Source organism: Cochleicola gelatinilyticus (assembly GCF_001637325.1).
GTDB classification, from domain to species: domain Bacteria; phylum Bacteroidota; class Bacteroidia; order Flavobacteriales; family Flavobacteriaceae; genus Cochleicola; species Cochleicola gelatinilyticus.
This window is the reverse complement of the sequence record NZ_LRXL01000045.1, coordinates 61,448-73,273: the sequence shown is the minus strand read 5'-3', so window position 1 is coordinate 73,273 and position 11,826 is coordinate 61,448. Positions and strand designations below refer to the sequence as shown.

General features: G+C 33.9%; 14 protein-coding genes. 6 read left to right on the top strand and 8 right to left on the bottom strand.

Features of this window, described 5'->3' with window-relative positions; translation table 11 throughout:
• Positions 1–408: 408 nt before the first annotated feature.
• Complete coding sequence (locus ULVI_RS10920; protein ID WP_068592746.1) at positions 409–879, bottom strand: hypothetical protein; 471 nt, start codon at positions 877–879, stop codon at positions 409–411.
• Entirely contained in the window at positions 879–1,442 is a 564-nt protein-coding gene (locus ULVI_RS10915) for an RNA polymerase sigma factor (RefSeq protein WP_068592744.1), read from the bottom strand. The genes ULVI_RS10920 and ULVI_RS10915 overlap by 1 nt, the downstream gene beginning before the upstream one ends.
• A 124-nt stretch (positions 1,443–1,566) precedes the next feature.
• Here ULVI_RS10915 and ULVI_RS10910 point away from each other — a divergent pair, with 124 nt between their 5' ends.
• The 3 genes from ULVI_RS10910 to ULVI_RS10900 all read left to right on the top strand — a co-directional run bounded on the left by ULVI_RS10910 (position 1,567) and on the right by ULVI_RS10900 (position 6,672).
• Entirely contained in the window at positions 1,567–1,890 is a 324-nt protein-coding gene (locus tag ULVI_RS10910; RefSeq protein ID WP_068593096.1) for a DUF6249 domain-containing protein, read from the top strand.
• 35 nt (positions 1,891–1,925) lie between these two features.
• The gene (locus ULVI_RS10905; RefSeq protein ID WP_068592741.1) at positions 1,926–4,436 is read left to right on the top strand and encodes a serine hydrolase domain-containing protein; all 2,511 of its coding nucleotides are present in this window, start codon (positions 1,926–1,928) and stop codon (positions 4,434–4,436) included.
• 1,024 nt (positions 4,437–5,460) lie between these two features.
• Positions 5,461–6,672 carry a multidrug effflux MFS transporter gene (locus ULVI_RS10900; RefSeq protein WP_082830850.1) on the top strand — a complete coding sequence of 404 codons (1,212 nt, stop codon included), beginning with the start codon at positions 5,461–5,463 and terminating at the stop codon, positions 6,670–6,672.
• A 120-nt stretch (positions 6,673–6,792) separates the two neighbouring features.
• On the opposite strand, the gene ULVI_RS10895 is transcribed toward ULVI_RS10900, so the two are convergent.
• The 6 genes from ULVI_RS10895 to ULVI_RS10870 all read right to left on the bottom strand — a co-directional run bounded on the left by ULVI_RS10895 (position 6,793) and on the right by ULVI_RS10870 (position 9,752).
• Positions 6,793–7,287, bottom strand: coding sequence for a DUF4251 domain-containing protein (locus ULVI_RS10895; RefSeq protein ID WP_068592738.1), 495 nt, complete (start codon positions 7,285–7,287; stop codon positions 6,793–6,795).
• Positions 7,288–7,332: 45 nt separating this feature from the next.
• Positions 7,333–7,647 (bottom strand): hypothetical protein, encoded by a 315-nt coding sequence (locus tag ULVI_RS10890; protein ID WP_068592736.1) that lies wholly within the window; start codon positions 7,645–7,647, stop codon positions 7,333–7,335.
• Between the two features lie 77 nt (positions 7,648–7,724).
• Entirely contained in the window at positions 7,725–8,399 is a 675-nt protein-coding gene (locus ULVI_RS10885; protein WP_068592730.1) for a toll/interleukin-1 receptor domain-containing protein, read from the bottom strand.
• A 65-nt stretch (positions 8,400–8,464) separates the two neighbouring features.
• Positions 8,465–8,689, bottom strand: a complete 225-nt coding sequence (locus tag ULVI_RS10880) for a hypothetical protein (protein ID WP_068592728.1) — start codon at positions 8,687–8,689, stop codon at positions 8,465–8,467.
• Positions 8,690–8,894: 205 nt separating this feature from the next.
• Positions 8,895–9,146 carry a hypothetical protein gene (locus ULVI_RS10875; RefSeq protein WP_068592726.1) on the bottom strand — a complete coding sequence of 84 codons (252 nt, stop codon included), beginning with the start codon at positions 9,144–9,146 and terminating at the stop codon, positions 8,895–8,897.
• Positions 9,147–9,170: 24 nt separating this feature from the next.
• The gene (locus tag ULVI_RS10870) at positions 9,171–9,752 is read right to left on the bottom strand and encodes a nitroreductase family protein (RefSeq protein WP_068592725.1); all 582 of its coding nucleotides are present in this window, start codon (positions 9,750–9,752) and stop codon (positions 9,171–9,173) included.
• A 142-nt stretch (positions 9,753–9,894) separates the two neighbouring features.
• Here ULVI_RS10870 and ULVI_RS10865 point away from each other — a divergent pair, with 142 nt between their 5' ends.
• The 3 genes from ULVI_RS10865 to ULVI_RS10855 all read left to right on the top strand — a co-directional run bounded on the left by ULVI_RS10865 (position 9,895) and on the right by ULVI_RS10855 (position 11,708).
• The gene (locus ULVI_RS10865; RefSeq protein ID WP_068592722.1) at positions 9,895–10,848 is read left to right on the top strand and encodes a TerC family protein; all 954 of its coding nucleotides are present in this window, start codon (positions 9,895–9,897) and stop codon (positions 10,846–10,848) included.
• Positions 10,849–10,929: 81 nt separating this feature from the next.
• Positions 10,930–11,232 carry a ribosome hibernation-promoting factor, HPF/YfiA family gene (gene hpf, locus ULVI_RS10860; RefSeq protein WP_068592719.1) on the top strand — a complete coding sequence of 101 codons (303 nt, stop codon included), beginning with the start codon at positions 10,930–10,932 and terminating at the stop codon, positions 11,230–11,232.
• Between the two features lie 23 nt (positions 11,233–11,255).
• A complete protein-coding gene (locus ULVI_RS10855) occupies positions 11,256–11,708 on the top strand; it encodes a hypothetical protein (RefSeq protein WP_068592717.1) in 453 nt (150 codons plus the stop codon).
• The last annotated feature ends 118 nt before the right edge of the window (positions 11,709–11,826 follow it).

The following is an 11,826-nucleotide window of genomic DNA, read 5'->3' as shown; positions in this document are numbered from 1 at the left end:
AAGGTTAGCTTTTATTTTGGCGTTAGCGAGCGATGGATAATTGTGTGTAAAATAAATTGCCAAAGCAATTTGATTTTATAAAACAATCGAGCCCTTGGTAGCGGCTATTTTACATAACGTCTAATTATAGCTATCATTTTTTTTATAAATAGAATGGTAGTTCGAAACATCATAATTTCGCCAACGCGCCATCTGTGTTATAAATAGCTTCACCCACCGGGTAAACCTATTTATAAAATGTACTATAATGTTCTGCGTTATGTAACTTGAGCTTTGACTAAAAGCGAAAGTTGTTACTACAGGTTCTTTAAAAAATTTATTCTCAAAAGCGTCTTCTACGATGTTAATGGAACACTTTTTATGCGACGACGTAGGAGGGAAGCATAATGTGTGTGTAATGGAAAAGGATTAATAAATATTAAAAGTCTTACTATTTTTTAAAAACACATCTAAAAAAGCAAAAGCTATAAGGCAAAAGCAACTTGTAAACAGCAATGTAAAATTACTTGAATATTCACTAAAGCTATTTAGTAACTTATCTAATGAGAATGTGCTAGAAAGCAACAAATAAAATACGCCCAAACTCATAAGAGTCGCATAAACAAATTTCACTTTTTTACTTATTAATGAACCATATTCAACCGAGGTCTGTTTTTGAGATTCCAGTTTTGATATAACATTATATGATAAATTAGATGGAGCATAGGCAGTTTCAGCAGTTTTAATTGTTTTTTCAAAAATGAGCTCACTAGAAGCTGCTTCCATTTGTTCCTGTTGAATTTGCTCTAATATATGATCTGTAAAAAGCGGACTTGGTTTCTTTAATGTCGCTCTTTTTAACACATTAGAAAAGGCTTGTTCTTCTATTTTTTTCTTCATTATAAAATGGATTTTATTTCATCTTTTAAAATATGTTTCAGTTCTATTTTTAATGCCTTACGAGCTCTAAAAAGTTTTACTTTAATATTAGATTTTGATAGTCCTGTGATACTTTCAATTTCGGCAATCGTGTTATCATTCAGGTAGAATAATGTTATAATTATTGATTCTATTTCTGGAAGTTTATCTATTGCTTCTGTAATAAATCGTTTTTGTTCAGCGTCAGATAAATCAGTATTTTCATCATCTTCAAGATTGTGAAACGTTGTATCAGTAATCTCTTGCGTGCTAATCGTATTCTTCCTCAAGTTATAAGCTGTTGTTCTATAAACAATACTATATAGCCACGTAGAGAATTTAGAATTATATGCAAACGTATCGATTTTATGATAGGCCTTAATAAAACTTTCCTGTACAGCATCTTCAGCATCTTCAGTATTTCTTGACAACTTCAAGGCAATACTAAACGCCATATTCTTGTACTTGTCAACAAGATAGGTATAAGCCTGCAAGTCGCCTTGTTTCACCTTATTGATATAAAAGCTGTCATCTTGGTTAGTCATTATTATGTAAGATGCAACTTTTCTGTTTATGGTTACAGCTTTTCTAAAAAAAAATAAAAGCACCTTTTTTGTAACCTCTTTCGTTTTACTTGCATCTTACGAAGAGAACACAAAATTACAACTTATGGATGCAGATATCGTATCAATGTTTATAATAGGAGGTTTGATTCTAGGAATCGCTTACTTATTTTTTACCACGAGACATAGAGAACGTATGAAACTTTTTGAACTGTTTGCAGATCAACCAGAACATTTTCCAAAACCGTTCTTTAGAGCTGATGCTTTAAAATTTGGATTGTTGGGAGTTGGTATAGCAATAGGTTCCTTAATAGGAAATCTGCTTTATGAAAATAATCTTTTGGAAGAAGAAATAGCCTATACATCAATGGTATTTCTATTTGGAGGAATAGGTTTAGTAAGTAGTTATCTTATCCTTCGAAAAAAATAAGACTACAAAAAATCATCAATTAATCAAAAACGAACATGAAATCATTTACAATTTCGCGAGTAATCGCTATCCTTTTTATTGCCTTTTTTTCGCTACAGGCAAACGCACAATTCAACAAAAACAAAACTATCGATGCCTATTTAGATACCATTGAACGCAATGATCTTGGTCATGGTAGCATCTCTATTTTTAAGCATGGAAACGAAGTGTATAATCGTGCTTTCGGTTATCAAAATATAGTTACCAAAACACCAACAATTCTACAAACAAGATATAGAATTGGTAGTATCTCAAAAACGATGACAGCTACAATGATAATGCAACTTGTAGAAGAAGGCAAGTTACGTTTGGATACCAAGCTTGCAACGTATTTTCCAAAACTTCCAAATGCAAAAAGGATTACCATTGAACATTTATTGCGTCACAGAAGTGGTTTTAAAGAAATTGTTCATAATGAAGACATGGCAAAATGGATTGAAATCGAACATACCAGAACAGAAATGCTAGCACAGTTTGTGAAGTTAGGTGTACAGTCAGAGCCAGACGCAGAGCAGTTATATAATAACAATGGTTATGTGATTCTGTCTTATATTTTAGAAGATATTGAAGGTAAATCGTTTTCAGAAGTTTTGAATGATCGTATCATCAAACCCTATAAATTGACCAGCACCTATTATGGTGGTATCATGGGAACCCAAAAAAACGAAGCGGTTTCCTATGAGAAGAAAGAAAATTGGGCGTTAAGTTCAACAGTTCATCACTCTATGCCTTTAGGTGCTGGAGGTATTGTATCTACACCAACAGATTTAAATAGATTTATCAATTTACTTTTTAGCAATAAGATTATCTCTAACGGAAGCTTGAAAAAAATGTTACCTCCAAAAGACTTGTATGGTCTTGGGTTAATGAACTATACTTTAGATGATGCCGATGCTATTGGTCATACAGGAGGCATTGATGGTTTTCGTTCTTGGGTTGTTTATTTTCCAACACTAAATGTTTCTATTGCTTATAATACTAATGCACAAAATAAAGGTTTTAAGGATTTAGTTAATGAGGTGTTTGCGTTATATCAAAAAGAAGAAAGTAAAGCGCAATTAATAGAAACTATATTTAAGCAAGATAGCTTACTATTTAATGCGGCTTTTAACACACAAGATGATGCCTATTTACAAAAAGCATTGTCACCTGATTTTGAATTTTATCACGATAAAGGAGGTTTAACCAATATAACTTCGGAAAGTTTCATTAACGGTTTTAAGCGCAATTGGAAAAAGCAAAATGCTGGAGAAAAGAACTTTCAGCGTCGTGAATTGATAAAGGAATCACTAGAAATATTTCCTCTAATCAATTATGGCGTCATGCAAATTGCAGATCATAAATTTTATGAAACTAGAAAAGATGGTACGGAGTTTTTAATGGACATGGCTAAAATTGTTCAACTTTGGAACAATACAGATGATGGTTGGAAGTTAACTCGCGTGATAAGCTACGATCATCAACATGTAGATTATAACAGTTTTGAAATTAATGCTGCTTTAGAAGAAAAAATTAAAGGTTGGATGGTAACTTACAATGTGCCTACAGTAAGTGTTGGCCTTATTAATGATAATAAAATTACCTATTCAAAAACCTTTGGTGTACAAAGTAATGGTGAAAAAGCAACTAACAATACTGTTTTTAAGGTGGCATCCATAACAAAACCAATTTTGGCTACAACGATCTATAAGTTGGTAGATTTGGGCTTATGGGATTTAGATGAACCTTTATATAATTATTGGATGGATCCAGATATTAAGGATGATCCTAGAACGAAAAAAATAACAACACGACTTGTTTTAAATATGCAAACTGGTTTCCCAAACTGGAGATTTCAAACGGAGTCAGGAAAACTTCAATTCTTGTTTGAGCCAGGAGAAAAAGTAGAGTATTCAGGAGAAGGTTTTGATTATGTGATGCGGAGTTTAGAAGCAAAATTCAAAACACCAATGGAAGATATTGTTCAAAAGGTATTATTTAATAAACAAGACATGAAAAACATAAGGTTTTGGTGGAATGGTACAATGAACCCAAATAATTATGCTGAAAATTATAATGCAGAAGGCAAAATGCTCGAGACCTATAAATACTATAATGCAAGTGGAGCCGGAAATATTTTAGCAACAGCAAACGATTATTTAAAATTTGGGGTTCACATTTTAGAAGGTGCCGGAATCTCAAACACACTATATGCCGAAATGACGGAACAAAATTCATCGTTATTTAGAGACCTTGTTAAATATGGCAATGGTTGGATGTCGGTTAAACTTAAATCAGGGCAAAAAATGATGTATCATGACGGAAGAGATCCAGGAGTACGTACCATAATGCAACTATTTCCAGATTTAAAACAAGGTGTAGTGATTTTAACCAATGGTGATAATGGAGACAAACTGTATTATGAATTATTATCTGAATTATCTACTAATACTAAAGACTTTGTGAACAGTTTTAATGAGGCTAAAAGACTTCATTCTGAAGAGATGAAAGCAAAAAAGGAAAACTAATATAGGTTATTTAAAAACATTATGTAAAATAGAATCTCGATTTTACCTTGGCCTCATAAAATTTTGGTCAAAACAATAGGAGAAATGAGCGTGCATATTTTAGGGGTTTAGTAATACAGTTTTTTAAGAGTTTCAATTATACAAAGGATTTCAAAGCAATGTTAAGCAGTTCTAATGTTTCCTAAAATATAGCGAATGAGCCGTAATTGTTTCCAAAATTATATGCAGCCTTGAATTTTTGTTTCTTTTGTTTCAAGACAAAAGATAGTGAAATATAAAAAAAAAGATTAATTGAAGTTCTAATTAAAACAAGTGCATAGAATTTTATTTTTACTCACTTATTTAATTATTTGCAAAAACTTTAAAGGAGTTCGTGAATCTCGTAAAAACTCGATTTCATAAAATTTATGCTCTTGTGGCAAGCTTACGAGAATCGTCTAAAATTTTTTATGACGTACATTTAATCAAATACGCGATTTTTAATAAGAGCAAAAAGGTTAGCTTTTATTTTGGCGTTGGCAAGCGTTGGATAATTGTGTGTAAAATAAATTGCTAGAGCAATTTGATTTTATAAAACAATCGAGCGCTTGGTAGCGGCTATTTTACATAACGGCTAATTATAGATACAAATGTTTTAAATAAACGCTGCGAAGCAAACCGCTTATAAGTTTAATGACCCAAGTTCTAATTATTCTTATGTAAACGAATGCTCCTGGGATATTTTACATAATACTACATTATAGCTATCAAATTGAAACAATGGCTTAAACAACATAATGAACATTTGTACTATAATTTATATTATGTTGAATAGAATTTATTAGAATACGATCCTACTTCATTTCTGCACAAATAAAGTCCACTCTTTAAATTATCCTACTTATTTAATTATCCTATTTCCACGATTATTAAGAGATCGGGTTGTAAGAATTCCCCAAAAACTATCAATTCAAGTTATAGTAGCATTTTTTTATTAGAACAAAAATCTACTAACTGAATCGAAATTAATCTCTAATTTCGCAGCTTGAAAACAAATAACGCTACATCACATACCGAATTTATCGCGCTCATGGCAGCCTTAATGTCTGTTACCGCGCTGTCTATTGATGCTTTATTACCCGCACTAGATGTAATCGGAATTGCCATACATACCGATACTCCAGCTGACAATCAATTGCTTATTACCATGATTTTTTTAGGTCTTGGCGTCGGACCTTTAGTTTTTGGACCTTTAAGTGATGCCATTGGTCGTAAACCCTCCGTTTATATGGGGTTTGCCTTATTTATTGGAGCTAGTTTTATATGCATCTATTCTGAAAGTCTTTTATGGATGGTGATTGGTAGAATCTTACAAGGTGTCGGACTCTCGGCTCCTAGAACGGTTTGTATTGCAATAATTCGCGATTTATTTAGTGGTGATTATATGGCACGCATCATGTCTTTTGTTACTGTAGTATTCCTGCTAATTCCTATAGTTGCACCAGCGATGGGTAAATTTGTATTGGATGTATATAACTGGCAAGGAATCTTTTATGTACAGATTGTTATTAGTCTTGTAGTGGCTCTTTGGTTTTGGTGGCGACAACGTGAAACCCTTCTTCCCGAAAAACGAATCCCGTTTTCTACAGATCGTATTATGCGTGGTTTTTCTGAAACACTTCGACATAAACAAACTATGGGATATACCTTGATCTCTGGTTTTATTGTGGGTTCTTTCTTAGTATATTTAAGTACTTCACAACAAATTTTTGAAAATATTTACGATCTCGAAAACGAATTTCCATACATATTCGCAGGGTTAGCAATCGCAATTGGTTTGGCCATCTTTTTAAATGCAAGTTTTGTAGTACGCTTTGGCATGAAACGGATGGTCTCAACGTCTATTTATGGATTTTTTGCTGTCTCGATATTGTACGTACTATTATTCTCTTTAAACACCCACCCTCCTATTGCTATCTTACTAGCATTTTTTTCGCTTCAGTTTTTCTGTATCGGATTTCTCTTCGGAAATCTAAGGGCGCTTGCTATGGAGCCTCTAGGACACATTGCGGGAATTGCCGCAGCAATCACAGGATTAATAAGTACACTCATGGCAGTACCCATTAGTACCTTTATCGGAAGGTTTGTTATCGATAGTACCTTGCCGTTATTTATTGGGTTTTCAGTATGCAGTTTAATTTCTATCGGGATTCTTTGGTGGGTAAATCGTCCAGAAAAAGTAAATGCAGAAGCTTGATTTTTAAGTAGATATTAGACACTCCACGACTATCCTTTTTATATATCTATTCTCTATTCATTAAAAATTTTCAAAAAAACACCTTATTATTTTTAGTATCAGAAATACCAAAAACCTAATTTATTTTTTATTCAAAACCCTTCCTTGATACTGAATAAAATCTCGTTCTGAACTATTTACATTCAATAAGCATTTTCCATTTCCAAAAATTGTAAGATTAAATTGAAATTGTTCTCTAGTATCAGAAACATTAAATTGTATAGCTAACGCCCCCTTATCTTCATTATTTGCTATTACCTTATTCTCTGCAACCGAAGTAAATTTTATTCCTCCCTCACCATTGTAATCAGCGATTTGACGTACACCAAAATAAGGCAGATATGCAATGATGGTATCACCTTTAATTTCTAAACCGTTTGGATTAGAAATTAAATTAACTTGACTTCCACTTGTGGGTCGCGCCCAATCAAATTCAATCTCCAGTCCGTTCTCCTTGAGTTGCGATTCTATTTGACTTAGTCTTTTGTTTTGAGCCGCAATCGCTTCGGGAGAAGTTTCAGTCGTACCGCAACTGTATAGCAAGGCACAAACAATAATATATCCTATTAATTTCATCTTATTTTTTACATCAAACCTATCAAAATTCATTCCGAAGTATCCCTAGTAACGCACCTTAACAACGATAGAATTATCTGAAGGTCGGTGCACATCGGTTACCATCGCTCGATTTCCCTTTCGCATCTGTTTCCCTGTTTTATAGTTGGTATTTACATCCTTATACCTAAAGCGTGTATCGGTGCTCATTAAAATATCTCCCGTTTTAGGAATTCGATCTGCAGCTACGTCGGTATCGCCACAGCAAATCACATCAAAAACTCCCGAGCTTGCTACTTTCGTTCCGTTTACACGACCGTAATAGAGATACCCCTCATTACTGTTTTTTAATATAGTAGATCGTGCCTCGGCACGGTGCAATCCAATAACGTCTGGATTTATTAAGTACCCTAAATAATCACTTATCGTATTTTTTTTTTACAATATTCTATCGTTAGTTAATAATCATCATAATACACTGGATCTTCTATCATAGCTCCTAGAATAAAGAAAAAGAAGATCGCTACCATAAAAACGAGAAACAAAGCCCCGAGAACATACCAAAGGGTATAATCTTTTTTAGGTGGCAACTTCGGATAAACAGTGTGTTGAGGAGTACCCGTTGTTTGCTGAAAACTTGAGGATATCGGTTCGTTTACAACTTCAGGCTTTATCGGGTTAGATTTTTGAGGAGATATATTGGGATGTGTATGCTGTGCTACTTTTTCAAGTTTGGAGGCAGTTTGAGAGTCTAAATGCAACGCACTTGTTAGCGTTTTAATGCCTTTCATATAATCCCCAGTAAAATCAGCGTATTGCAAACGCCTTAATCGAAAAGGAATATCACATCGTTCTAATAATACAGGTACTACGACCTTATTCTCTTCCAACGCATAGCTTACTTCATCGAGAACGTTGTGAGAAACCACCGATTCACAGGAAAGTACTACCAGTAGACGCCCAGAGCTATTGAGTGCTTTTTCAATAGAGCTGTCCCATCGGGAACCTGGTGTAATATCAAGTTGATCTAGCCAAATGGTCGCCCCCGCTTTCCGAAGGTCTTGAGCCAGTTGTAATACAAATTCCGAATTCTCTCTCGAATAACTAAAGAATATGGTATTCTCGGTTGCCATTATAGATTCTGTTTTGGTTCACTATTCCTCCATGTTTACATAAGTTTTGGGGAGTTGTGTTCCGGCTATTCACAGAGCTCGTAAGTCTTTTTAAAAATAGCAGCATCACAGGCATACATTTCACCATCAATACCAACCATTAACCAATCGCCTTTTTTTCCTCTCATAGTCCCTTCCATTGTTTCCACTTCAAAAGGTTCATTGATCTGGATACACTTAATAGGAATGGGTTTTTTAATTGCTTCTTTAAATTCCAGATCAGGTATTTGGTCTTGGTGTATTGTTAGCATTTTTGTGTCTAAATTTAAAATTAATTTACGATAAAAAATTGACTTTTAATGATTTAATATTGTTTCATCACTCATAATCAACACCTAAGACGATTTAATTGTTAGGACGTAGGTGCTTTACAAACTACACCCCATTCAACATACATTGAAAGGGGTGCATACTTAATTTAGGTGGTTTATTTTTAGAAAAAAAGGGTTATCCGAGTTACTCTTCTTCCGCTCTGTCAGATTGATCTCCACCGGGAGTGATTTCCATTCGTTGCTGCATAGAATCCATTGCATCAGCGATCTTTTTCTTATCACTTTCACTCATTGTATTTCCCTCTTTAGATAGTTTTACTTCTCCATCTCCTGCAACCTTTAAGGGGTCTTCAGAATCTGTTTTTCCAAAATTTGAAGATCTTCTGTAGTTATCTTGAAAATCAGCGTGGTCTTTATTTTTATTTGAATCACTCATAGCTTTTTCTTTTTTAATTAGTTTTTATTTAAAATTTCCGTTGAAGGCAAAATCATCTTGTTTTATTCGCTCGCGCATGGTTTTTGTTTCAGGATCTTGAAGATCTTTTGGTAAAGAAGATGCATCACCTCCGTAATATCCAAAAGCAACCGCCGTAGCCACATGGTACTCCTCTGTAAAATTGAATTCCTTACCTGCTTTTTTAAAATCGATTCCAGCCATTTGGTGTAAGGCAATCCCCATTTCTTGAGCCTGATTAGAAACATTTCCCATAAACAGTCCTAAGTCGTGGAGCGCATGAAAGTTTTCCTTTTCACCATCTTTCATCGTTTTTTTAAAAGCGCATGCCCAAAGCACCTGAGCATTTCCAGCCCATTGCTTATTAAAATCGGCCAGACAATTAAAAATACGATCGTAAGTATCACTTCCTTTAATTCCCCAAATAATACGCCATGGTTGTAAATTATTAGAACTTGGCGCCCATCTCCCTGCCTCTAGTAAAATTTGAACTTCATCTTTTGTCATTTCTTTTGCTGCAAAAACGCGAGGACTCCACCTATTTTTTATGGTTTCTGAAATTGGAAAATCATTGGGTGTAGTTTTCATAGTTATATTGTTTTTGTAGTAAGTTACAGCCTTTGTGATCTGTTTAAAAGAATTTAAAAAACATTTAACGCTTTTTGAAGAATATTAAGACGTTTCCTATTTTTAGTTATTTATAATAACGCTTATTTTTGAAAAAAAAATTATGATTGTCTGGGGAGGTTTTATTACTATAATTATCATTTTTCTTGCCTTAGACTTAGGTGTTTTTAATAAGAAAGCACATGTTATAAAAACAAAGGAAGCTTCTATCTGGACATCTGTTTGGGTAACCATAGCATTAAGTTTTTCTGGAGTAATATACTGGCTATTTTCTAGCGAACTAATTGAAAACCCTACTGGACTCACTCCAGAAAATGCTGTCTTGAAATATATTACAGGATATCTTATCGAACTTTCATTAAGTATCGACAATGTGTTTGTAATCGCAGTAATTTTCTCGTCGTTTGCTATACCTGAGAAGTTTCAGCATCGGGTGTTATTTTGGGGAATTTTAGGAGCCATTGTTTTTAGAGCTTTAATGATTCTTTTTGGAGTTACTTTAATTACCAAATTCGATTGGGTTATTTATGTATTTGGCGCGTTTCTTCTTTTTACAGCTTTTAAGATGGCTACCTCGTCTGGTGAAAAATTTAATCCTAAAAAATCGGCCGCGTACAAAATTTTAAAAAAGATTTTCCCTGTAACTCCAGTAATGGATGGCGATCGTTTCTTTATTCGGAGAATGGGAATTCGAGCAGCCACGCCCCTTTTTATTGCGCTCATGGTTATCGAACTTACAGACATACTTTTTGCGTTAGATAGCATTCCAGCAATTTTAGCCATCACCGCAGATCCATTTATAGTATTTAGCTCTAATATATTAGCGATACTCGGATTACGTTCTATGTATTTTCTTATTTCGAGAATGCTTCAGAAATTTCGATACATTAATTATAGCTTAGTAGTTATTCTTGCATTTGTTGGGGTAAAAATGATATTGGCTCATCACGTTGAAATTCCAGAGTGGATATCGCTCGGGATCATTATACTAGCACTTGCTAGCGGAATAATAGCTTCGATTGTAATTCCTTCCGAAGAAACCAACACAACTCCTTGATATTTCACAAATAATTATTAAAATCCTTGTTAAGCCTAACAGGGCATTGTACCTTTAAGAACGAACTTAAAAACAATGCATATGAATATCAATTTTGAATACAAAGACGTAGCTGCAAGTACCCGACTTGAAGCAATGGTAACAGAGAAATTAAATAAGTTAGAAGGAAAATACGACTTTATCGTAGGCGTGGATGTCTATTTCAAAAAACAAAACATGAAAGGGGAAGACCTTGGAAAAATTTGTGAAATTCGTGCTAATGTACCGGGAGCAACTTTATTTGCTGAAACTGCCAATGGTTCTTTTGAAGCCGCTATTGCAAAAACAGTGAGCGAATTAAAAACGCAGTTACAAAAAAAGAAAGAAAAAATGCAGACATATTAATGTTCTGAATAAAAATAAATTAAATGAAAACTATGGGAGTAATTGCAACAGATGATAGGCAATTAACATTAATATATAGTAGTGAAACACGTGTTGGTACACATACGTTAAGTTATTTGCAAGGTATGGAAGATAAAATTCAAACCATCGACATTGCAAAAACTGAAGTTACTGGAACACAGTGGGCCGAAATTGCCGATAAATTAGGATGTAAAATTGGTGATCTTGTAGACAAGCGAGTTGCGAAGGTTGAAGATACCTCAGAGTTTACTTCGGTAGATTGGGTGAAGATCCTTCAAAATAACTCTGAAGTTCTTACACAACCTATCGCTATAAAAGGGAATAAGATTAAACAAATCGAAAACCCACCCAATATTATGAACTTTTTCGATGTTGAATCTGCTGGAATAGAAAAAACCATGCATACCGAAAAACCTATTATTTCTTCAAAAACTGAAGACGAAAATTTTAAATAATTTTATTTCAATATTTAATTGAAAAACGCTTTCGAAGTACTTCGAAAGCGTTTTTTTTATCTAATTACTTCATTGTTACTATAAGGGAAGAAGCCTTGTAAACTCCAAGTTATGTAAA